At 50.2% G+C, this 23,880-nt stretch carries 22 protein-coding genes; 12 read left to right on the top strand and 10 right to left on the bottom strand.

The window, feature by feature from the left end; translation table 11 throughout:
- Positions 1 to 431: 431 nt before the first annotated feature.
- Positions 432 to 1,715, top strand: coding sequence for a citrate synthase (locus RS889_RS16130; protein ID WP_315708009.1), 1,284 nt, complete (start codon positions 432 to 434; stop codon positions 1,713 to 1,715).
- 196 nt (positions 1,716 to 1,911) lie between these two features.
- On the opposite strand, the gene pxpA is transcribed toward RS889_RS16130, so the two are convergent.
- The 7 genes from pxpA to RS889_RS16165 form a co-directional block, all read right to left on the bottom strand.
- Positions 1,912 to 2,649, bottom strand: coding sequence for a 5-oxoprolinase subunit PxpA (gene pxpA / locus RS889_RS16135; protein WP_315708010.1), 738 nt, complete (start codon positions 2,647 to 2,649; stop codon positions 1,912 to 1,914).
- Positions 2,639 to 3,568, bottom strand: coding sequence for a 5-oxoprolinase subunit PxpC (gene pxpC, locus RS889_RS16140; protein WP_315708011.1), 930 nt, complete (start codon positions 3,566 to 3,568; stop codon positions 2,639 to 2,641). The genes pxpA and pxpC overlap by 11 nt, the downstream gene beginning before the upstream one ends.
- On the bottom strand, positions 3,562 to 4,218 hold the full coding sequence (pxpB, locus tag RS889_RS16145) for a 5-oxoprolinase subunit PxpB (RefSeq protein ID WP_315708012.1): 657 nt from the start codon (positions 4,216 to 4,218) through the stop codon (positions 3,562 to 3,564). Before pxpB ends, pxpC begins: the two co-directional genes overlap by 7 nt.
- A gap of 68 nt (positions 4,219 to 4,286) precedes the next feature.
- Entirely contained in the window at positions 4,287 to 5,030 is a 744-nt protein-coding gene (locus RS889_RS16150) for a type 2 GTP cyclohydrolase I (RefSeq protein ID WP_315711082.1), read from the bottom strand.
- Positions 5,031 to 5,046: 16 nt separating this feature from the next.
- The gene (phrB, locus tag RS889_RS16155) at positions 5,047 to 6,489 is read right to left on the bottom strand and encodes a deoxyribodipyrimidine photo-lyase (protein WP_315708013.1); all 1,443 of its coding nucleotides are present in this window, start codon (positions 6,487 to 6,489) and stop codon (positions 5,047 to 5,049) included.
- A gap of 22 nt (positions 6,490 to 6,511) precedes the next feature.
- On the bottom strand, positions 6,512 to 7,471 hold the full coding sequence (locus tag RS889_RS16160; protein ID WP_315708014.1) for a YbgA family protein: 960 nt from the start codon (positions 7,469 to 7,471) through the stop codon (positions 6,512 to 6,514).
- A gap of 189 nt (positions 7,472 to 7,660) precedes the next feature.
- Entirely contained in the window at positions 7,661 to 7,867 is a 207-nt protein-coding gene (locus RS889_RS16165) for a YbfA family protein (RefSeq protein ID WP_021015125.1), read from the bottom strand.
- A 376-nt stretch (positions 7,868 to 8,243) separates the two neighbouring features.
- On the opposite strand from RS889_RS16165, the gene kdpF reads away from it, so the two are divergent.
- From kdpF to RS889_RS16195, 7 genes are all read left to right on the top strand, one after another.
- Positions 8,244 to 8,297, top strand: coding sequence for a K(+)-transporting ATPase subunit F (gene kdpF, locus RS889_RS23850; protein WP_425475158.1), 54 nt, complete (start codon positions 8,244 to 8,246; stop codon positions 8,295 to 8,297).
- Complete coding sequence (gene kdpA, locus RS889_RS16170) at positions 8,297 to 9,985, top strand: potassium-transporting ATPase subunit KdpA (RefSeq protein WP_315708015.1); 1,689 nt, start codon at positions 8,297 to 8,299, stop codon at positions 9,983 to 9,985. Before kdpF ends, kdpA begins: the two co-directional genes overlap by 1 nt.
- Before the next feature lie 14 nt (positions 9,986 to 9,999).
- Positions 10,000 to 12,066: a potassium-transporting ATPase subunit KdpB gene (kdpB, locus tag RS889_RS16175; RefSeq protein WP_021015123.1), complete on the top strand. Its 2,067-nt coding sequence runs from the start codon at positions 10,000 to 10,002 to the stop codon at positions 12,064 to 12,066.
- 15 nt (positions 12,067 to 12,081) lie between these two features.
- A complete protein-coding gene (gene kdpC, locus RS889_RS16180; RefSeq protein ID WP_315708016.1) occupies positions 12,082 to 12,657 on the top strand; it encodes a potassium-transporting ATPase subunit KdpC in 576 nt (191 codons plus the stop codon).
- Positions 12,658 to 12,669: 12 nt separating this feature from the next.
- Positions 12,670 to 15,399 (top strand): two-component system sensor histidine kinase KdpD, encoded by a 2,730-nt coding sequence (kdpD, locus tag RS889_RS16185; RefSeq protein WP_315708017.1) that lies wholly within the window; start codon positions 12,670 to 12,672, stop codon positions 15,397 to 15,399.
- A complete protein-coding gene (kdpE, locus tag RS889_RS16190) occupies positions 15,396 to 16,085 on the top strand; it encodes a two-component system response regulator KdpE (RefSeq protein ID WP_315708018.1) in 690 nt (229 codons plus the stop codon). Before kdpD ends, kdpE begins: the two co-directional genes overlap by 4 nt.
- Before the next feature lie 61 nt (positions 16,086 to 16,146).
- Positions 16,147 to 16,575 (top strand): EamA family transporter, encoded by a 429-nt coding sequence (locus tag RS889_RS16195; protein ID WP_315708019.1) that lies wholly within the window; start codon positions 16,147 to 16,149, stop codon positions 16,573 to 16,575.
- 46 nt (positions 16,576 to 16,621) lie between these two features.
- Here the strand turns inward: RS889_RS16195 and pgm are convergent, their stop codons facing one another.
- Together pgm and seqA are read right to left on the bottom strand one after the other, a co-directional pair.
- A complete protein-coding gene (gene pgm, locus RS889_RS16200; RefSeq protein WP_315708020.1) occupies positions 16,622 to 18,265 on the bottom strand; it encodes a phosphoglucomutase (alpha-D-glucose-1,6-bisphosphate-dependent) in 1,644 nt (547 codons plus the stop codon).
- 25 nt (positions 18,266 to 18,290) lie between these two features.
- Complete coding sequence (gene seqA, locus RS889_RS16205) at positions 18,291 to 18,830, bottom strand: replication initiation negative regulator SeqA (RefSeq protein ID WP_315708021.1); 540 nt, start codon at positions 18,828 to 18,830, stop codon at positions 18,291 to 18,293.
- Between the two features lie 341 nt (positions 18,831 to 19,171).
- On the opposite strand from seqA, the gene ybfF reads away from it, so the two are divergent.
- Both ybfF and ybfE read left to right on the top strand, forming a co-directional pair.
- Positions 19,172 to 19,939 (top strand): esterase, encoded by a 768-nt coding sequence (gene ybfF, locus RS889_RS16210; protein WP_037380760.1) that lies wholly within the window; start codon positions 19,172 to 19,174, stop codon positions 19,937 to 19,939.
- A 184-nt stretch (positions 19,940 to 20,123) separates the two neighbouring features.
- On the top strand, positions 20,124 to 20,405 hold the full coding sequence (gene ybfE, locus RS889_RS16215; protein ID WP_021015115.1) for a LexA regulated protein: 282 nt from the start codon (positions 20,124 to 20,126) through the stop codon (positions 20,403 to 20,405).
- Positions 20,406 to 20,446: 41 nt separating this feature from the next.
- On the opposite strand, the gene RS889_RS16220 is transcribed toward ybfE, so the two are convergent.
- Entirely contained in the window at positions 20,447 to 22,114 is a 1,668-nt protein-coding gene (locus tag RS889_RS16220; protein ID WP_021015114.1) for a methyl-accepting chemotaxis protein, read from the bottom strand.
- A gap of 418 nt (positions 22,115 to 22,532) precedes the next feature.
- Here RS889_RS16220 and fldA point away from each other — a divergent pair, with 418 nt between their 5' ends.
- Together fldA and fur are read left to right on the top strand one after the other, a co-directional pair.
- Complete coding sequence (fldA, locus tag RS889_RS16225; RefSeq protein ID WP_021015113.1) at positions 22,533 to 23,060, top strand: flavodoxin FldA; 528 nt, start codon at positions 22,533 to 22,535, stop codon at positions 23,058 to 23,060.
- A gap of 334 nt (positions 23,061 to 23,394) precedes the next feature.
- Positions 23,395 to 23,841 carry a ferric iron uptake transcriptional regulator gene (gene fur / locus RS889_RS16230; protein WP_021015112.1) on the top strand — a complete coding sequence of 149 codons (447 nt, stop codon included), beginning with the start codon at positions 23,395 to 23,397 and terminating at the stop codon, positions 23,839 to 23,841.
- Positions 23,842 to 23,880 lie beyond the last annotated feature (39 nt).

Here is a 23,880-nt window from a genome sequence, read left to right on the forward strand (position 1 = left end):
TTACAATTACCACACAAACGGTTTGGACACATTTCCCTTGAACAGTGATTTAGATCACGATTTTCACAATTTATATAAAATCAATTATCTGATTTGACAAAAGATCAACATTTAAATTACAACTAGTGACTGGATTTCTTATGCTGTGCTAAAGGTCAACAGTGGCCCTTTCCCATCTGCACAAGTTATGTAACAGTGGGCAAATAACGTCCCCGGGAAAATCATAGTGCATCGTTAATGACTACAATGAATTCAGAACATGGTTAATATCCACGCAGGGAGAACAACTTGTTCATCCTGAATGAAACCTGCCTGACGCACATAGTTTCGGCTCTGTGCCCTATCGGTGCTGCGCATCCCTCTACAGAGTCAGGCATGACGATGTTTCTACGGTGGAAAATATTTAAAATCAAAGCGCTAAGGAGACTATAATGGCTGATAAAAAAGCGACGCTTATCATAGATCAAGAGCAGATTGAGCTTGATGTCTTGACAGGTACGCTCGGTAATGACGAAATTGATGTTCGTACCCTCGGTTCTAAAGGCTATTACACCTTCGACCCTGGCTTTACTTCTACCGCATCGTGCGAATCCAAGATTACCTATATCGATGGCGACCAGGGAATTTTGTTACACCGTGGCTTTCCTATCTCTCAGCTAGCTGAAAAATCGACCTATCTGGAAGTCTGCTATATTCTGCTGTTTGGCGAAGCACCGACTCAAGAGCAGTATGATACTTTCAAGACCACCGTTACCCGCCACACCATGATTCACGAACAGATCACCCGTCTGTTCCATGGTTTTCGTCGTGACTCCCACCCAATGGCCGTGCTGTGTGGGGTAACTGGCGCTCTGGCTGCTTTCTATCATGATTCACTGGATATCGGTAACGAACGCCATCGTGAAATTGCAGCATACCGTTTGCTGTCAAAAATGCCGACCGTGGCGGCCATGTGTTACAAATACTCTATCGGCCAGCCTTTTGTTTATCCGAAAAACGATCTCTCCTATGCCGGTAACTTCCTGCACATGATGTTTTCTACTCCGTGTGAAGAATACAAGGTGAACCCGGTACTGGAGCGTGCGATGGATCGAATCTTGATCCTGCACGCTGACCATGAACAAAATGCGTCTACTTCTACGGTACGTACCGCGGGTTCGTCTGGCGCAAATCCCTTTGCCTGTATTGCCGCAGGTATTGCTTCATTGTGGGGACCGGCACACGGTGGCGCCAATGAAGCCTGTTTGCGCATGCTGGAGGAAATCAGTTCTGTTAAACACATTCCGGAATTCATTAAACGTGCGAAAGACAAGAATGACTCTTTCCGTTTGATGGGATTTGGTCATCGTGTATATAAAAACTATGACCCCCGTGCCACCGTAATGCGCCAAACCTGTCATGAAGTGCTGAAAGAACTGGGTACGAAAGACGATCTGCTTGAAGTGGCAATGGAACTGGAAAATATTGCGCTCAACGATCCGTACTTTATTGAGCGTAAATTGTATCCGAATGTGGACTTCTACTCTGGCATCATTCTGAAAGCCATGGGAATTCCTTCCACCATGTTTACTGTTATTTTCGCTATTGCCCGCACCGTTGGCTGGATTGCACACTGGAGTGAAATGCACGGCGACGGCCTGAAAATCGCCCGTCCGCGCCAGTTGTATACCGGTTATGAGCAGCGCGACTTCGATTCATCGATAAGCAAACGCTAATCCCGTTTGTATTACCTCGCGTCATAAGGGCCGGATAATTCGGCCCTTAACTATTTTTAATACAACAAGTAACAACTGTAGCAAGTACCAGACGATGGCAATATTTTCTCAAGAACATAACCATTGTGGTGCTTATTGAGCGGGCACCCATGCGTTCGTCGCAATCGCAACGCCTTTCCATCTCGCCAATTCAGACCTACTGCGCACTGACCCGAATACCGTATTGGGTAAAACTTTGCCGTAGTTTCCGTGCAAAAATCAACGCATGATCACCATCGCCATGCAGACAAACCGTATCGGCCTGAACCGTGACCCAGCTTCCGTCACTGGCCCGCACCCGCTGACGCTGAATCATCTCCAGTGTCTGCGCCAATGCCAGTTCGTCACTGTTAATCAATGCTGAAGGCTGTCCACGCGGCACCAATGTTCCATCAAGCTGATAACCCCGATCGGCGAAAACCTCATGGCGGGTTTTAAGTCCAGCTCGTTTTCCAGCCCGTATCATCTCACTACCCGCCAGACCAACCAGACACAAGCCAGGATCAACAGCCTTGACCGCTTGTGCAATAGCATCAGCTAACGCTGGCTCCCTGGCTGCCTGGTTATAAAGCATACCATGAGGCTTTACATGGAACATCCGCGCCCCTTCTGCTTTAATGATCGCGGATAATGCCCCCAGTTGATAAACCACCTGCGCATAAACCGTTTCCGGCGGTAACTGCATGGCAGTACGACCAAAGTTTTGCCGGTCTGGAAAACTGGGGTGAGCACCGATGGCTACGCCATATTTTATTGCCCAGAGAACTGACTGGCGCATGCTCAGCGCATCTCCGGCATGAAATCCACAGGCGATGTTGGCAGAACTGACCAACTGTAATAATTCCTCATCATATTGGCCACCTTCTCCCAGGTCGGCATTTAAATCAATTATCATGTAGCCTCCAAGCCAATTGTTCCAGATAACGCTGTTGCTCCTGCAACGTTCGCTGAGCATCCTCAAGCGAGCAGTGAATAAAGTGTACCGGCTCACCGAGGCGAATTTGTGCCAAATTGTAAAGATCGGCTTCGATTACACAGGCAATGCGCGGATATCCCCCGGTGGTTTGTGCATCGGCCATCAATACAATAGGTCTGCCGTTGTGCGGTATTTGCACCACGCCTGGCAACACGCCATGAGATAACATTTCACGCGATATATGGCGCTTAAGCGACGGTCCCTGTAAACGGTATCCCATACGATTACTTTGCGGACTAAGATGCCAGTCAGCACGCCAGAAAGTATTACGTGCGTCCTCACTAAACTCCTGATATTCCGGCCCCGGCAGTGCCCGTATACGATTACTGAACAGTAATTGCTTCACACCAACCTGTTTTTTAGGCAACACGCTGGGTTTACCTAGCTGAAGCTGGTCACCGTCTGCCAGCAAACGTCCATCCAGGCCGCCGAATCCGGCTTTTAGATCAGTACTGGATGATCCCAGTATTTCGGGTACCTGAATACCGCCAGAAACCCCCAGATAGCTGCGCATACCATGTCGTGGTGCTCGCAAGCGCAATACCTGACCGGGTTCAACTGCAAAGCGCCATCCCGTCCACAACGGCTTTCCATCCAGATCTGCATGGCAATCAGCGCCGGTCAGCGCAATCCAGCAATTTGACGTAAACGAAACCACCAACTGCCCCAGCGTAATCTCCAGCGCGGCGGCATCACTATCGTTACCAACCAGCAGATTGGCAATTTTCAATGCAGGAATATCCAACGCACCACACTGACTGACACCTGACCGCCGCAAACCGAAACGGCCGGTATCCTGTACCGAGGTATATAAACCGGCCCGGATAATATTCAGCATATTCCCTCCGGCTGGGGAACAAAACGTACCCGATCCCCTGGTCTTAACAAGGTAGGGGGATTGTCTGTCGGATTGAATAAAGATAAAGGGGTATGACCGATAAGCTGCCAGCCACCCGGTGTCGACAGAGGATAAATACCGGTTTGATGACCGCCAATACCAACAGAACCCGCTGGCACGTACAACCGCGGCTCGGCCCGGCGTGGAGTATAAAGCTGTTCATCCAGTCCGCCCAGATAAGCAAAACCAGGCTGAAAGCCAAGAAAATAGACGATATAGCGGCCTGCGGAATGACATGCCACCACCTGTTTTACACTCATTCCACAATGCTCGGCCACCAACGACAAATCGGGGCCACTATCACCGCCATAGACAACCGGAATAGCAATATCCCGTGACTCCATCTCCAATAATTCACTCGCTTCCCACCAATGCTGCAACCATTCAATAGCATCCAGCGCCACTTGCTGAGGGTGTTCCAGTACAACCGTAATATTATTCATACCGGGAATGACTTCTCTCACATCCTCGTGATAACTCAGACGTTCAGCCAATCCCCAGATACGCTGCTGGCTTTCCAGTAGTACCGGGGGTTCCAGTTCCAGCACTACAGCCTTCTCCCCCAACAGATAACAGCGTGCCCGTTGCATCCTTCCTCCACTATTGACGAATGGCCGGCCGCCAGTGGCCCCAGCCTCATATCATGACTGAACGGTTCTTACGCCGGGTTAGGTATATCAATAAAGGTCACGTCAAAGCCGTGGTGCTGACCCAACCACTCTCCCAACGAACGAATACCGGCTCGCTCCGTGGCATGATGACCCGCGGCATAGAAATGAATTCCCATCTCACGTGCGGTATGAATGGTTTTTTCAGAAACTTCGCCGGTGATGAAGGCATCGACGCCAAAATCGGCCGCTTGGTCAATAAAACCCTGGCCACCACCGGTGCACCAGGCAATACGTTTAATTACCGCTGGCGCATTATCGCTACAGTGCAGCACCGTTCGGCCAAGCAGGACTTCCAGCTTTTGGCATAGATCTTCACCACTCTGTGGCTGACGCAGTTCACCATATGGCAGATACATCTCGATATCGCCTTGTACGTCAATATCCAACATCGCTGCCAGCTTAGCGTTATTCCCCAATTCAGGATGGGCATCCAGTGGCAAATGGTAGCCGTACAGGTTGATATCATTGGCTAACAATGTTTTCAGACGCTGGCGTTTTATGCCGCGAACAGAGACGGGCTCGTTTTTCCAGAAATAGCCATGATGTACCAGTACGGCATCTGCGTTCCTCTCCACTGCGACATTCAGCAATGCCTGACAGGCAGTGACACCCGTAATAATACGTTTGACCTCAGGCCGCCCTTCGACCTGTAGCCCGTTCGGGCCGTAGTCCTGAAACGCCGTGACATTCAGTAACTGGTTAATCAGTGTTTCCAGTTCGGTATTACGCATAAACACGCCTCCTTTGTTATTTGCCACCGTTAGCGTTGACATCTTTTGCCGCCTTAAAAGCGGCCAACGCCCGCAAGCGGGCCTGTTTGTGATCAACTATAGGCTGAGGATAGTTCAACTGACGATGCTGACTTTCCGCCCAGCGGTGAGGTTGATGAATCGACTTTCCTGGTACTAGCGCCAATTCTGGTACCCAGTGTCGAATAAATGTTCCTTCAGGATCAAAACGTTCACCCTGAACAGTTGGGTTAAAAATACGAAAATAAGGCGCGGCATCCATTCCTGTCGAGGCCGCCCACTGCCAGCCACCATTGTTAGCGGCCAGATCGCCATCCAGCAGTTGCATCATGAAATAATGTTCACCTTCCCGCCAATCGATCAATAAATCCTTCACCAGAAAACTGGCGCAAATCATACGCAAACGGTTATGCATCCAACCCGTCTGATTGAGTTGTCGCATGCCGGCGTCCACAATAGGATACCCGGTATCCCCCCGCTGCCAGGCAGCTAACCCATGAGGATCCTGGCGCCAGGCAATCCGTTGGGTCCAATCGATATAGGGTTGCCGTTTACACACGGATGGATTGAATACCAACACGTGGCGATAAAACTCCCGCCAAATCAGTTCATTGAACCAGACAAATGCTCCCCCCTCACGTTGCTGTAACCAGTCGGGCTGTTCTATCCGCATACGGTTAATGCATTGCCGTGGCGACAACACGCCCAGTGCGAGATAAGGAGAAAGCTTACTGGTAGCTGCTTGTGCCGGGAAATCACGTTGTTGGTGATAAAACTGAATCTGTTCGTGGCAGAAATTACGTAACCGCTGTAATGCTGGCTTTTCCCCCGCTGGATATGCGTCATTTATTGTTTGCAGGGGATAACTGAATGGTGTCAACGGCTGTAATGGAAGCGTGGTTGCCGTTGTGCGTGGCACCGGGGCGGGAACACAATGGATATTGCTATGTAGCAATCGTTTGATGAACGCCTCACGAAATGGTGTAAATACCTTATACATCTCACCATCTCCAGTCATAACACTACCCGGCGGTAGCAATACACTGTCGTCAAACCCCTGGCAAATTACCTGTCCGGCCAATTCCTGTTCCAGCGAAAGATCTCGCTGACGCTCGTTCAATTCATACTGACAGTTATAGAACAGATGGGTAACTCGCTGTTGTCGACAATATTCCGTCAGCCAGCGGACACTATCAGTAAAATCAGCACATTGGTGATAGTGCAGTTCAATACCGATGTCATGCAAAGACCGTTGCAACACATGCAGATTTTCCAGCAAAAACGCGGCCTGACGCGGCGACATATCATGCCGGGCCCACTGCGCCGGAGTGGCAATAAACAGGGCTATCACGTTGACCGTCGGATCCTGACAAGCCGCATGTAATGCCAGATTATCGGTAAGGCGTAAATCGTTACGAAGCCAGACCAGATGTGTGGTCATGAACCATCCTTTTCACTGAAAACTAATGACCATAACGTAAACGCAACGCTTCCGGGTAAGGGTCAAAATAACGCTGCTGGGACAAATAAGCATCTGGGTACTCAGACAGGTAGTGGCGTAACAACGTGATGGGCGCCAATAGCGGCTGCATACCCTGACGATACCGTTCAATAAGATGAGTCAACTCCTGTCGTTGCAGTGTTGTCAGTTGGCGACGGAAATAGCCCTGCACATGCATCAGCACGTTGGTATGGTTACGCCGACTGGCCGGATGCGATAACAGCTTCATCAGCCGTAAACGGTATTCCGCAGCAAAATCTACCAGCGAATCCCACTGTTCCATCGCGGCCACAAAACGCCCCAACTCTCGGTACCCCGGTTGAGAGTGCGCCAGCAGCAGCAGTTTGTAACGGCTATGAAAATTCATCAACGCACCACGACTTAACCCCTGTTGCCATAGTCGATTCAATTCATACAACGTGAAAACCCGCTCAATAAAATTTTCACGCAGCACCGGATCATGCAGACGTCCATCCTCTTCAACCGGTAACCACGGCATTAACGTCATAAGTTGCTGAGTGAACAACCCTACGCCACTTTTACGTGCATTCTTCTGGGATTCGTCATAAACCTTCACCCGCTCCATACCGCAACTGGGGGATTTGGCACAGACGATGTAACCACATAAATGCATAAGCTTCTGTGTGGACTCCGTTGCAAACAGCTGCATTTTTTCGGTGACATCCAGCGGCGCACCATTACTGGCGCACATAGTGACCATGCCCTGGCCATCCTTTACCAGCCGCAGCGCCGGACGAGGCACTGGCAACCCTATCGCCATTTCCGGACACACCGATTCAAAACCAAAATAAGGAGTCAACTGCTCTACCGCGAAAGGAAAACGCTTGTGGCCACCATCAAAACGTACCGGATTTCCAAGCAGACAAGCACTAATACCAACGGGAATCTGATCAAGTGTCATTATGGCAACCTCGCTAAAAGATAGAGCTATCTCAATAGCATAGCGGATTTATGTCCGTTGCTGTGAAGAAGGGACAGAAAATAACGTAATAAATAATGAGACTGACTGGCAGGAAAAGGGCAAACAAAACCCTCGTTTATATGAACAGTGTGGTGTCCCAGCGAGGGCTGAAAAATAACGGTACAGTTATCAATAAAGATCGTTAATAACACTCTCTGACTGTGCCAGCCATACCGGTTTGTCACTGGTTTTCAGCCAGACGCAATGTAAATAGCTATAAAAGCGGGCGCGATCTCGCCAGAAAAGCAGCGCCGGAAACATCAGCGCACCAATTACAATCACCGTTATGCGGCGCAGAAAAATTCGATGCCAGGAATAAGCAGTATAAAGAGACATGACAATCCTCGATGTAAGGCAGTCAGGAACGATAAACCCCCGACTGGCAATGAATGTCTACATTGGTAATGTCGATCAAAACGCTACCATGCGGATAAAATCTTATCACTTTATAGATCAAAAAATGCACAATTTATTACTTGATTATTCAGCCACGATTTTGTTGCATAGTCGTGAATAACATTACACTTCACGAGTTCCTCCCTCCGCAAATGCTCATTTCGCAGCCCGGCATTTTTATACTTTTTTTACACTGGTCCTTGTCAAATTTGTACTTTCTTTTTTTCCATCCGAGTAACCTGACGTTCTCTCGCTCTGACAGCACCGTTGGGGGTGTATTGTGAATTTCGGAACCATCATAGGCAGCATTCTGGTTGTGCTACTGTTGATCTATCTGTTTTATGCCTTACTGAAGGCGGAGGATTTCTGATGGCCTCGGATGCTTTTTTACTGATTGCCAGTCTACTGGTGGCAGTAATACTGCTGGCTCAACCCCTGGGACAATTTTTGGCTCGTCTGATCGAAGGGGAAACCGGTACGGTACTACAGCGGTTCGAACTGACAGTGGCACGTGGCTTCGGTTTTAACACGGATGAAATGTGCTGGCAGCAATATACGTTAGCCATACTGGTGTTTAATCTGACTGGCGGATTGTTGCTGTTTTTCCTGCTGATGTTTCAGGATCACTTACCGTTAAACCCGCAAAATATGCCAGGGCTGTCATGGCATCTGGCGTTGAATACCGCCGTAAGTTTTATGACCAACACCAACTGGCAGGCTTACAGCGGGGAGAACACCCTAAGTTACTTCAGTCAGATGTTGGGGCTGACGGTACAAAACTTCCTCTCCGCCGCCAGCGGTATCGCGGTAGCGTTCGTGCTGATTCGTGCTTTCGCGCGCCATTCAACAACCGCATTAGGTAACGCCTGGTTAGATCTGTTACGTATCACGCTATATGTACTGTTGCCACTCTCGCTACTGTTAAGCCTGTTCTTTATCAGTCAGGGCGTAATTCAGAATCTGCTGCCTTACCAACACCTGACGACGCTGGAAGGCGCTTCGCAAATTCTGCCGATGGGCCCGGTAGCGTCGCAGGAAGCCATCAAGTTATTGGGTACCAATGGCGGTGGTTTCTTTGGTGCCAACTCGTCGCACCCGTTTGAAAACCCTACCGCGTTGAGCAATATGGTACAGATGTTGTCTATCCTGCTGATTCCCACTGCATTGTGTTTTGCGTTCGGCCGCGCAGTGAACAATCCCCGGCAAGGTCACACTCTGCTGTGGGCCATGTTGCTCATCCTGGTCGTGGCTACCACGGCAGTAATGTACGCGGAAGTCAGCGGTAATCCGCATTTGCTGGCACTAGGTGCCGACAGTAGCCAAAACATGGAAGGTAAGGAAACTCGCTTCGGCATTCTTTCCTCGGCGTTCTTTGCCGCTATCACCACCGCGACGTCCTGTGGGGCCGTTAACGCCATGCATGACTCATTCACCGCATTGGGTGGCATGATACCCATGTGGCTAATGCAGATGGGTGAAGTCGTATTTGGCGGTGTAGGTTCCGGGTTATACGGTATACTGATTTTCGTGCTGATCACCGTCTTCATCGCCGGGCTAATGATTGGCCGCACACCGGAATATCTGGGTAAAAAGATTGCCGCCTATGAGATGAAAATGACCGCACTGGTCATTCTGATCACCCCTGCACTGGTGCTGCTGGGTACGGCGCTTGCTCTCAGCACCGACGCCGGACGCCGCGGGATCCTCAATCCGGGAGCACATGGCTTCAGCGAAGTGCTGTATGCCTTCACTTCGGCGGCGAATAACAATGGTAGCGCGTTTGCCGGTCTGAGCGTCAACACTCCGTTTTATAACGTCTTGCTGGCGATTGTCATGTTGATTGGTCGCTTCTCGGTAATGATACCGGTCATGGCAATTGCCGGTTCGATGGTCGTCAAAAAGCGCCAACCAGAAACCAAAGGTTCGTTGTCAACCAGTGGTCCTCTGTTCATCGGCATGCTGATTGCCATCGTGCTACTTATTGGTGCACTGACCTTCATCCCCGCTTTGGCGTTAGGCCCGGTGGCCGAACATTTGACATTTAATCTGGTTCACTGAGCCGGAGATCTATGATGATTCGTAAACAGCAAGCACTTTTTAATTCCACTCTGATGGGTAACGCCCTGTTAGATGCAGTGAAAAAACTTGATCCCCGGGTACAGTGGCGCAATCCGGTGATGTTCGTAGTGTATCTGGGTAGCCTGTTAACAACCGGTATCTGGCTGGCGATTATCGCCCGGGAGACGACGGGTGATGCCTTCTTCACCGGTACGGTTTCCTTGTGGTTGTGGATTACCGTACTGTTCGCCAACTTTGCCGAAGCGCTGGCGGAAGGCCGTAGTAAAGCGCAAGCCGAAACACTGCGGGGAGTAAAAAAAACCAGTTGGGCCAACAAACTGACAGCACCGCACCACGATGCCGATGCCCAGCGAGTGACGGCGGAAAGCCTGCGCAAAGGCGATGTGGTGTTAGTTGTCGCCGGAGAGATGATCCCCTGTGACGGCGAGGTGCTGGAAGGCGGCGCTTCTGTAGATGAAAGCGCGATTACCGGTGAGTCCGCGCCGGTTATCCGCGAGTCCGGTGGTGATTTCGCCTCTGTCACTGGCGGCACCCACGTATTGTCCGATTGGCTGGTGATTCAATGCAGCGTTAATCCGGGGGAAACCTTTATTGACCGCATGATTGCCATGGTAGAGGGGGCCCAGCGCCGTAAAACGCCGAACGAAATCGCTCTGACGATTTTACTGGTGGAACTAACCATTATCTTCCTGCTGGTCACCGCTACGCTGTACCCTTTCTCACTGTTCAGCGTGGCGGCCAATAACAGCGGCACGGCAGTCAGCATCACTATCCTGGTGGCGCTGCTGGTGTGTCTGATTCCCACCACCATCGGCGGGCTGCTGTCCGCTATCGGAGTGGCCGGGATGAGCCGGATGCTGAGCGCCAACGTCATTGCCACCAGTGGACGAGCGGTGGAAGCCGCCGGGGATATTGACGTCCTGCTGCTGGATAAAACCGGCACCATCACATTGGGGAATCGTCAGGCTTCCGCATTCCTACCCGCGCCCGGGATCAGCGAGCAGGCACTGGCAGATGCAGCCCAACTGGCATCTCTGGCAGATGAGACACCGGAAGGCCGCAGCATCGTGATTCTGGCCAAACAGCGCTTTAACCTGCGTGAACGACCATTGCAGGAATTGGATGCCACCTTTGTGCCCTTCTCTGCGCAAACACGTATGAGTGGTGTCAATGTTCAGGGACGAACCATCCGTAAAGGCGCAGTGGATGCGCTACGCCGTTACATCGACGCCAACCAGGGACATTTCCCGACGGAAGTAGAAGAGATAGTGGCCGGCGTAGCGCGTCAGGGCGGAACACCACTGGTGGTCTCCGAAGGCAAACGCGTACTCGGCGTGATAGCGCTAAAAGATATCGTCAAAGGCGGCATCAAGGAACGTTTCGCCGAGCTACGCAATATGGGCATTAAAACGGTGATGATCACCGGAGACAACCCACTGACTGCCGCGGCGATTGCTGCTGAAGCGGGTGTGGACGATTTTTTATCAGAAGCGACGCCGGAAACCAAACTGATGTTGATTCGCCAATATCAGGCAGAAGGCCGCATGGTCGCCATGACCGGTGACGGTACTAACGACGCTCCGGCGCTGGCACAGGCCGACGTGGCTGTCGCCATGAACTCTGGTACACGAGCAGCGAAAGAAGCCGGGAACATGGTGGATTTGGACTCCAACCCCACCAAGCTGATCGAAGTGGTACACATCGGTAAACAGATGCTGATGACCCGTGGATCACTGACTACATTCAGCATCGCCAACGATGTTGCCAAGTATTTCGCCATTATTCCGGCCGCGTTTGCCGCAACCTATCCACAATTGAATACGCTGAATGTGATGCGATTGCACTCACCGGCCTCCGCCATGCTGTCGGCGGTGATCTTTAACGCGCTAATCATCGTGTTTCTGATCCCGCTAGCGCTGAAAGGCATCAGCTATAAACCAATGAGTGCGGCAGCGCTGCTAAGTCGTAACCTGTGGATCTATGGTCTGGGCGGGCTGCTGGTACCCTTCCTTGGCATCAAACTGATTGACATCCTGCTGACCGGGCTGGGTATAGCATAAGCTAAGGAGAAAGTTATGCGTTATGTACGTTCTTCGATTCTATTACTGCTGTTGTTAGCTTTAATTACCGGGCTGGCATACCCGTTACTGGTCACCGGGCTGGGACAATGGTTATTCCCATCCCAGGCCAACGGTTCATTGATCTACCGGCAGGACAAAGCCGTGGGTTCAGCACTAATAGGACAGCCATTTAGCCGTGACGGCTATTTTCTGGGCCGCCCATCCGCAACCGCCGACAGCGCCTATAATACGCTGGCTTCTGGCGGCAGCAACCTGGCGGGTAACAATCCGGCGCTGGACAAGGCCATCAGCCAGAGTGTTGACGGATGGCATAAACGCATCGGTAATACCGAACCGGTGCCAGTCGATTTGGTAACGAGTTCCGCCAGCGGTCTGGACCCTAACATTTCACCACAGGCGGCTTACTATCAGGCCGGACACATTGCGCAGGTACGCGGTATATCGCGGGAGCAGGTTGAACAGTTGATAAACCGCACCATTCAAAATCCTCAACCTGCATTTGCCGGAGGGCCGGTCGTTAATGTATTACTGTTAAACATGGCGTTGGATCAATTAAAACCACTTCCTTGATAAGGAAAAATCATGACCAACGAGGAACCACGTCGCCCCGACCCGGACAGTCTGCTAACGCAGATTGATGAGCATCCCCGCGGCAAGCTCAAAATCTTCTTTGGGGCCAGTGCCGGCGTAGGGAAAACCTACGCTATGCTACAGGAAGCGCATCGGTTGAAGGCTCAGGGACTGGATATTGTGGTTGGCGTAGTGGAAACCCACGGACGCGATGAAACAGCAGCACTGCTCAACGGTCTTCCTCGACTGCCGATGAAGAAATTCAACCATCACGGTCGGCATCACGATGAATTTGACCTGGATGCCGCGCTGGCTCGCTACCCGGCGATGATCCTCATTGATGAGCTGGCACACAGTAATATCCGCGGCTCCCGGCACCCCAAACGCTGGCAGGACGTGCAGGAACTGCTTGATGCCGGGATTGACGTGCTGACTACCGTTAACGTCCAGCATCTGGAAAGTCTGAATGATATCGTCGGCGGTATTACCGGTATCCGAGTACGGGAAACCGTACCTGACCCGATTTTCGATGATGCCAATGAAGTAGTGATGGTGGATCTACCGCCGGACGATTTGCGCCAACGCCTGAACGAAGGCAAGGTCTATCTGCCGGTACAGGCGGAACGAGCCATCGAAAACTTTTTCCGCAAGGGTAATCTGATTGCACTGCGTGAACTGGCGCTACGCCGTCTGGCTGACCGGGTCGACGACCAAATGCGCGCCATGCGCGCCAGTCAGGGATGGGAACATGTCTGGCATACCCGCGACGCCATACTGTTGTGCATCGGCCAGGGTGCTGGTAATGAAAAGCTGGTTCGTACCGCTGCCCGTTTGGCAGCACGCCTCGGTAGCCTCTGGCACGCGGTCTATGTGGAAACGCCGCGTCTGCACCGACTGCCAGAAGCACAGCGCCGGGCCATTCTGAGAGCCCTTAAACTGGCGCAAGATCTGGGAGCGGAGACCGCCACTCTCGCCGATCCATCCGTAGAACGCGCCGTGCTGCGCTATGCCCGCGAACACAATCTGGGTAAAATCGTTATTGGTCGTCACCCTGAGCAAAAGCTGGGATGGTGGCGGCGTACCCGCTTTGCCGAAAAACTGGGGAAACTGGGGCCTGATCTCGATTTGGTGGTGGTTTCTGTGCAGGATGAAACCACGCTGCTTCCCGCCAAAACGCCGGACAATCGAGGGATAGCAGAAAAATGGCGCATCCAGTTATATGGCTGCGCCATAGCGGTGATACTCTGCTCCCTGATCACGCTGCTGGCGTTATGGTCTCCCTTCTCCATGCTGAAACCGGTTAACCTGGTGATGGTTTATCTGCTCGGCGTAGTCGTGGTTGCACTGTTTTACGGCCGCTGGCCCTCAGTATTTGCCGCCATCATCAACGTCGCCAGTTTCGATCTGTTTTTCATTGTTCCCAAAGGCACATTTGTCGTGGCCGACGCACAATATCTGGTTACCTTCGGGGTGATGCTGAGCGTGGGCATTCTGGTGGGAAGTCTCACCGCCGGAGTCCGTTATCAGGCACGAGTGGCCCGCTACCGTGAACAGCGCGTCCGGCATCTGTATGAGATGTCAAAAGCGCTCAACTGTAGCCTGTCAGTGAATGATATAGCCAAAGCCAGCCACCATTTCCTGCGTTCCACCTTTCAGGCAAAAATTGCCATCCTGCTGGCTGACCAGGCATCTTCGCCGACCGCAGAATTACAGCAGGCCGCGGTTGAAGAGCCAGATCAGTTGGTTGTCGATCAGGCCATTGCCCGCTGGAGTTTCGATCATCACGCGCCAGCAGGCGCCGGAACCACCACCCTGCCCGGCGTCCCTTATCAGATTCAGCCGCTGTCCACGCCCCAGCAAATTTTTGGCGTCATCGCCATTGAACCCAACAGTGTCCGTCAATTGATGATCCCTGAGCAACAACGCCTGCTGGAAACCTTTACCGTATTGATCGCCAATGCACTGGAGCGTTTGCAACTGATTAAAAATGCTGAGGATGCCCGGCTGAACGCTGAACGGGAACAACTACGCAATTCTCTGCTGGCCGCACTGTCACACGATCTACGTACACCGCTAACCGTACTGTTCGGACAAGCAGAGATTCTGACGCTCAATTTGGCATCAGAAGGCTCGCAGTATGCCCCACAGGCCAGCCAGATCCGCCAGTACATACTGAACACGACCCAGTTGGTGAATAATCTGCTGGATATGGCCCGCATCCAGTCCGACGGATTTAACCTGCGTAAAGAGTGGCAAACGCTGGAAGAATTAACCGGCAGCGCACTGCGGCAATTGGAAAACTTATTGGTCAACAATACTGTTCGGGTCAATCTACCGCCTGAGATGGTGCTAGTGTATTGTGATGCCAGCCTGATTGAGCGGGTGTTGATCAACCTGCTGGAAAACGCCATCAAATATGCAGGGGAGCGGGCTACCATCACTATTTCCGCTAAAATCAACAAGTCATCTGCTGTCGAAGAGAGTTTGGAAGTTACCGTGGCGGATAACGGCCCAGGTATTGCCAACGGTCTGGAAAAGATAATTTTCGATAAATTCGCCCGCGGCCATAAAGAATCATCCATTCCCGGCGTAGGGCTGGGGTTGGCTATCTGCCGTGCAATTATCGATATTCACGGTGGCAGTATCTGGGTTACCAATGCAGAAAACGGTGGTGCCGTTTTCCATTTCACTCTGCCACTCGCGACACCACCAGAGATAGAACCTGAATATATGGAGCCATGACGCTATTGCAGACCAACATCCTTATCGTAGAAGACGAAAAAGAGATCCGGCGCTTTGTCCGTAACGCGCTGGAAAGTGAAGGCTGTCGCGTATTCGATGCAGAAACACTGCAACGGGGTCTGATTGAAGCGGCAACCCGCAAGCCGGACCTGATTATTCTGGATCTGGGGTTACCCGACGGCGATGGTATTGATTACATCCGCGACCTGCGACAGTGGAGCACTATTCCGGTAATTGTGCTATCGGCCCGCACTGATGAACAGGATAAAATCGCAGCGCTGGATGAGGGTGCCAATGATTACCTCACCAAACCGTTTGGCATTGGTGAACTGATGGCCCGTGTTCGCGTGGCATTGCGGCGCTTCAACGCCCCTTTACAGGAAACGCCACTGATAAACTTCGATGCAGTGACGGTAGATTTGATTAACCGCCAGGTATTGCGTGATGGCCTGGAACTGCATCTCACCCCACTAGAATTCCGCTTGCTGTCGACCCTGATTGCTAATCCCGGCAAGGTGCTGACGCAGCGGTATCTGTTAAATCAGGTTTGGGGACCCAATGCGATAGAACATAGTCACTATCTACGTATCTATATGGGACATTTACGTCAAAAGCTGGAAAACGATCCGGCTCGTCCACGCCATTTCCTTACCGAAACCGCCATCGGCTATCGCTTTATCCCCTGACACACTGGAGCTGAGCAATTAGCAGGTGTAGCATCAGCATTTTCTCAATGAGAAGATATCGATGAGTAGCTGGCTAATCTATGCATTATTGTCCGCATTGTGCGCTGCGCTGGTAGCGGTGTTTGGGAAAATCGGACTACAACAGTTGGATGCCAATACCGCGACAGCAATCCGTGCGGTGGTGATGGCGTTATTTCTGGCGGGTGTGGTGGTAATGCAGGGAAAACTGGCACTGGTCGGCACCATTTTGGCCAATCATAGCGCACTGCTATTCATTCTGCTCAGTGGTATTGCAGGTGCCATGTCCTGGCTGTTCTACTTTATGGCGCTGAAGACCGGTAGCGTGGCACAGGTTGCGCCTATCGATAAACTCAGCGTCGTGTTTGCCGTTATTCTGGCTGTATTGTTGCTGGGAGAAAAAATCTCGCTGTTGGCGGGAGCCGGTGTAGCGTTGATATCGGCAGGAGCGCTACTCGTTGCTTTAGGATGAAAAAAGGCGCTGTATTCAGCGCCTGTAATCAATATCGGTAGCGGTCTTATTTCGTGTTATTCAACACCGCGCTGACAATTTCGACCGCTTCTTTCTCGATTTTCTCGCGATGTTCAACGCCAAGAAAGCTTTCGCAATAGATCTTGTAAGCATCCTCAGTACCTGAAGGACGTGCCGCGAACCAACCATTATCAGTCATCACTTTCAGGCCACCAATCGACGCGCCATTACCCGACGCCTTCGTCAGACGAGCAGTAATGGGATCACCGGCCAACATACTGGCAGACACCTGATCCGGCGACAATCGGGACAACGCCGCTTTCTGAGCGGAAGTGGCAGGCGCCTGTATACGATTGTAGCTCGGCGCACCAAACCGTTTAGCCAGTTCATCATAGTGCTGCTGCGGGTTTTCCCCGGTAACAGCGGTGATTTCCGCCGCCAGCAAACACATGATAATGCCGTCTTTATCCGTCGACCAAGGTGTGCCGTCAAAACGCAGAAATGATGCTCCGGCACTCTCTTCACCACCAAAGCCTAAACTGCCATCAAACAGACCATCCACAAACCATTTAAATCCTACCGGGACTTCCACCAGCTTACGTCCGAGGTCAGCCACTACACGATCAATCATTGCGCTGGACACCAACGTTTTGCCCACGGCAACAGACGCATCCCACTGTGGACGGTGCTGAAACAAATAGTTGATAGCCACCGCCAGATAATGGTTGGGATTCATCAATCCGGCTGGCGTCACAATGCCGTGGCGGTCATAATCCGGATCGTTGGCGAACGCCAGGTCGAACTTATCACGCAGCGCCAGCAGGCCAGACATCGCACAGACGGACGAGCAATCCATACGGATCACCCCATCGTGGTCCAACGTCATGAAGCGGAACGTCTGATCGATAGCATCATTGACCAACGTTAGATTCAATTTGTAATGCTCAGCAATTCGTTGCCAATACACGATGCCAGAACCACCCAATGGATCGACCCCTAATTTCAGGTCAGCGCGCTGAATCGCGGTCATATCCACGATATCGGTCAACCCTTCCACATACGGCTGCACCAAATCCTGCTCATGCAGGTATCCGCTCTGTTGGGCTTTAGCCAGCGTCAGGCGTTTCACACCACGCAGATTATCTGCCAACAGTGCATTGGCCCGCGTCTCAATAACGCGGGTAAGATTCGTATCAGCTGGACCGCCATTAGGCGGGTTGTATTTAATGCCACCATCTTCAGGCGGGTTATGTGAAGGGGTAATAACGATACCGTCCGCCTGAGCTTTCGTCTGGCAATTATGCGTCAGAATGGCGTGAGAGATCGCTGGCGTCGGTGTAAAGCCATTATCCTGTTGGATTATCACGTCCACACCGTTGGCAGTCAGTACTTCCAGCACAGAAATAAATGCAGGTTCGGACAACGCATGCGTGTCCTTTCCGACATAACAAGGGCCGATGATCCCCTGTCTGCTTCTCTCCTCAGCAATCGCCTGAGCAATCGCCAGAATATGCGCTTCATTGAAACTGTGACGCGCTGCGCTACCACGATGACCAGAGGTCCCGAACTTGACCGCATGAGCCGGTTCACTCACATCGGGACACAGAACATAATACTGTGACGTTAGCTGTGCGACGTTAATCAAATCGCTTTGCCGGGTGTGTTGTCCGGCTCTCGGGTGATTAGCCATTGGCGTTTCTTCCTGACGCTATGATTTAAAGGGTTCCGCAAACTTTCTCTATCAGCTCTGGCGGGAGCTGCATTGCCAGCATAATGCTTTCAATCATGCTGCGTTTACGATCGGTATTCGTATTAGTAATAACCCAGTAGGGCGTACCCTGGATATGCTTTGGCTTGGTATGTGTGCCATTCTGAAGCAGCGTTTGCTCATCCCCAGCGAAATAGACCCGAGTGCGACCAAGAAGAGACTCTGTTGCCACGGCAAATTCTTTAGGCGACAAATGATACAGTGTGGACAGAATCAACATAAAACGATTAACCGCCTTACGTTGATCCGCATATTCATCAGACAATAATAGCTCACGCAGAGTTCTTACCCGATCACGCGTACTCAGTGAAGCTGGAGCCAGGGGCTGAGCTTTTTCAGCTACTACCGGTGTTCCCGTTGCGACTGCTGGCTGCCCGGCGTTGAACTTCAGCATACGCCGCAAGATATCAGAAGCACTCTCGCCAATATGCTGAGTGTGGCTGGCGATATAACAATAAAGCTCTTCGTCAACGTCAATAGTTTTCATCTTTATCCAATACTGTTTTATGACTTAAAATCAATCGTCATGGATTATATACTCGCCATACTTCAAGCTGCATGTGCGTTGACCGTGCTCATTCACCCGAATCACTCACTTGAGTAGCTCATCGGGATTCCTTCGCTTGCCGCCTTCCTGCAACTTGAATTATTTAGATTATACAGATTATGATTCACCCTCAAATAGCGACGAGCGACAGTCTACACAAAAGTAAGACAATACCTCATCATCTCTGCCACCATGAAGGTAAGCACCTGTTTAGTCCACGGCAAGATAACGCAATAAAGTCATGATACCCTAAGCATCTGTCTCTCTAAATGAACTTCACTATGAAATTGAATTATCGTTGGCAAAACGCTCATCAGCCACAGAACAATTTACCTATTGTTTTTATCCATGGCCTGTTTGGCAATCTTGATAATCTTGGCGTATTGGCGCGCGATCTGCAAAACCAACATGACATATTGCAGATTGATGTGCGGAACCACGGTCTTTCACCACGTTCACCTGAAATGAATTACACCGTCATGGCAGAGGATGTCTTGGCACTCCTCGATGATTTACAACTAAAACAGGTCATTATGATTGGTCATTCCATGGGAGGAAAGATCGCGATGGCACTGAGCGCATTAATGCCCGATCGCATAGACCGCATTGTAGTTATTGATATTGCCCCCGTAGACTATCAATTACGCCGCCATGACCAGGTATTTTCCGCAGTGAAAGCCGTCAGCGCCGCAGGTATCACTCAGCGCGCCGCCGCCGCCGTACTGATGCGTGATTATTTGCCGGAAGAAGGTGTCATTCAGTTTTTACTGAAATCATTCCAGCAAGGAGAGTGGCGTTTTAACGTACCAGCCTTGTGGGATCAATATGAAAATATTGTTGGCTGGCAGGAACTGCCAGCATGGCATGGCCCGATTCTGTTTATCCGTGGTGGGAATTCCCCGTACCTGGATGATCGCTACCGTGATGCGCTACTACGCCAGTTTCCCGCCGCTAAAGCACACGTAGTCGCAGGGGCCGGTCACTGGGTTCACGCTGAAAAAACCGAGGCCGTTCTTCGTGCCATCCATCGTTTCCTCGATACCCATTGATATTGTTACCGTATTCACCGAACACGGGTTCAGTTAACCGTTGTCGCGGCCAGTACGGCTGGGGTATGATGGCGGCCGCAGTAAAGGAAGGCTGTCTGGCCACTGGCTTCATTAACCACATCATCAAAATGCAGCATTTGAAATGCACGCGTTTTGATCCGAATTTCTTGCAGTACCATTACTTATGGCAAAAGAACAAACGGATCGCACCACGCCGGATCTGTTCGCTGATGAGCGCCGTCCGGGTCGACCGAAAACTAACCCGCTCTCCCGTGATGAGCAGTTGAGAATCAATAAACGGAATCAACTGCGACGAGACAAAGTCCGTGGGCTACGTCGCGTAGAGCTGAAGATTAACAGCGATGCAGTGGAAATTTTAAATACGCTGGCGGAGGAACGTAATATCAGCCGCAGCGAATTGATTGAACAGATATTACTGGCGCAGTTGGCAGAGCGAAACGATTGATTTACCACCTTGGCGTCTTCCCTGACGCCCATGGTTATAACCTAGAATGTTTCCCAGTTATCATTACTTTTACCGGCAGGTAACGCCTTCCTGGCCGGAGTAGCAGCTACTGCTTTTGGTGTTTCACGAACTTGCGTCAGCGCCGCTTGATCGTTGGTCAATTGAAACAAGGCTACCGTCTGAGTCAGTACTGAAGCCTGCTCCTCCAGTGATCGGGCTGCGGCTGAAGCTTCTTCAACCAACGCGGCGTTCTGCTGGGTTACACCATCCATTTCAGTAATTGCCATTCCAGCCTGAGCAATGCCTTTACTCTGCTCTTCTGATGCAGTGGCAATCTCGCCCATAATATCCGTTACGTTGGTTATGCCACGCACAATTTCTCTCATTGTGGTACCCGCATCAGCCACCAGCGTTGAGCCGGTATCCACACACCTCACCGATTCAGAAATCAGATTTTCAATCTCTTTGGCCGCCTGAGCACTGCGCTGAGCCAGACTACGAACCTCACCCGCTACCACCGCAAAACCGCGCCCTTGCTCACCAGCACGAGCCGCTTCCACCGCCGCATTCAATGCCAGAATGTTAGTTTGGAAAGCGATACCGTTAATTACCGTAGTGATCTCGGCAATCTTCTTCGAACTACCGGAAATATCTGCCATGGTTTTCACCACATTATCCACCAGATCACCACCTTTACGAGCGGTGGTCGATGCCTGGTGAGCCAACTGGCTAGCATGGCTGGCATTTTCCGCATTCTGTTTTACCGTAGAGGTTAACTGTTCCATGCTGGCGGCACTTTCTTCCAGTGCTGCGGCCTGCGCCTCTGTACGTGATGAAAGATCATTATTCCCCGAGGCAATTTCCGCGACACCCTGATAGATGGAGTCTGCACTATGCCGAATCGTGCTTACCGTTTTCGCCAGACTGGATTGCATGTCGCGTAGCAACGGGAAAAGACGGCCAACGCAGTTATTACCAAAATCGATGATCGGTTTACTCAGATTTCCAGACGCAATAGCCTGAAAATGAGCGCGCAGATCATTCAATGGACGCATCAGATAAGCCGCCAGATAGCGATCTGTCAGGAATAACATCAGCAAACCAGCGACTAATCCGGCCAGCAGAATATTTTGTCCCACCCAGGTGATACTCTCCAGACGCTCACCTGAATCAACAAACATTTTGGAACCGGCTTTATCAAAATGAGTAAACGCCACATTAAATTGTCGGCTAAAAGCAGGAACAATATCTTTGGCATATTTTTCATATTCGCTCAGGTTCTGGGCAACCGCGTTCTGATACATTGGTTCAACCCCTTGAAATACCAGATTACTCCAGCCTTGGGTAACCGCATCGACTAACTCCGGTGACATCCCTGCATGATCAATTTTTTTGAATGTGTCTAAATTTGACTTTAAAAGATCCAGTGCCGCCAATGCTGATTTCTGCTGATCATCCGCTTTTTTATTATCACCATTACGACGATAGTCAACCGAGCGAGCCAGGCGTGTAACCATACGAAAATACTGGTCGTTGCCGGTATTGACCAGATTCATGTTCTTCACCAGTAATGAACTGGTTTTTGAGGTTACATTCATTGTTTTGAACGAGTACATGGTATAGACCGAAACACCAATCCATAATGTACAAAAAGTACCTAGCACCCATAGCATAGCCGTTCTAATAGAAATGTTTCGCAGAAATCGCATGTGTAGTCTCCAGACCTAACAACATAGGGAAGATGTTGTGATAACTAGCCAACATTAAACAAAGCGCATTTTTACGACCTTGACTTTGTTGTATGCTGAAATAAGAATAAAGAAGCACCTTCCTCTTTAATCGACATAATTAGAGGAATATTTAACGATAAATTGTGATTTTATAGTTATAAAATTTACAAATTAAGCATAATTAATAATGCTTTCAAGCAGATAATACATTTAGTTTTTTAAAAAAAATTAAAAAACCATCTACCCAAAAAGAGAAGAACAGCTAATCATTTTCTCATCTTAGAACAATGTGTATACCGATATTCAAGTTTCTCATGCGGAAAGTGTCTGCTATTATTACTCGATCAGTGATGGCAAAGGTCATCATACCATTAAGAATCAAGAGGTTATTTTATTCATGGCACTCATAGGAATTTTCTTTGGCAGTGATACTGGCAATACTGAAAACATTGCCAAGATGATCCAACAACAACTGGGAACAGAAGTTGCCGAGGTTCATGACATTGCCAAAAGCAGTAAAGAAGATCTAGAGCGTTTTGACATTTTACTGCTGGGGATTCCAACCTGGTATTACGGTGAGGCCCAATGTGACTGGGATGATTTTTTCCCAACACTGGAAGAAATCGACTTTTCCGGTAAATTGGTAGCCCTGTTTGGCTGCGGTGATCAGGAAGATTATGCTGAATATTTCTGCGATGCCATGGGCACCATACGCGATATTATTGAGCCACATGGAGCCATTATCGTGGGCAACTGGCCGACAGAAGGCTACCACTTTGAAGCATCTAAAGGTCTGGTGGATGATGACCATTTTATTGGTCTGGCCATTGATGAAGATCGTCAGCCGGAGCTGACCAGCGAACGCGTCAATGCTTGGGTTACAAAAATCAGCGACGAGCTAGATCTGAAAGGACTTCTTGCCTGAATCATGTCCTCTTTTGGCTCTGGCAATATTTTGCGCCGGAGCCACATCAATAGCGAAAAACTATTACAGAAGTAGATACATTTTTTTAACTTTTCGCAATGGCAAGGTACAATGACGCTATCGGTTTGCCGAAATCATCATAATATTTCGCTAATCAACAAGGCATTACGTTATAGACCGCCCCGCTAGGCAAGAATAATATGGTTAAGATTCCGTTGTTTCTATTTTGAATATGCAGTTCTATAATTGAGACGCATAACCTTTTTTGAGCCGACCGATAATATTAGGCTAGGTAGCCTCCCTTGATAAAGTAGAGTAACAGGACTAAATCCGCATGACTGACAACAACACCGCATTAAAGAAGGCTGGCCTGAAAGTAACACTTCCAAGACTCAAAATTCTGGAAGTGTTACAGGACCCTACATGCCACCATGTCAGCGCGGAAGACTTATACAAAAAGCTGATTGATATGGGTGAAGAAATTGGTTTGGCTACAGTTTACCGTGTACTTAACCAGTTCGACGATGCGGGTATTGTGACCCGTCATAACTTTGAAGGCGGAAAATCTGTCTTTGAATTGACCCAACAGCACCATCATGACCATCTGATCTGCCTGGATTGTGGCCGCGTCATTGAATTTCGTGATGAATTCATTGAAGCTCGCCAACGTGAAATCTCTGAAAAACATGGTATAAAACTTACCAATCACAGCTTATATCTGTATGGCCACTGTACCGATGGTAATTGCCGTGAAGATGAAAGTATTCACGACGAACGATAAAATAAATCTTCTGCAAAAAATAAAACCGCCGCGGCGGTT

Origin of the sequence: Brenneria uluponensis (assembly GCF_032395385.1) — a bacterium.
In the GTDB taxonomy this organism is placed as follows: Bacteria; Pseudomonadota; Gammaproteobacteria; order Enterobacterales; family Enterobacteriaceae; genus Prodigiosinella; species Prodigiosinella aquatilis.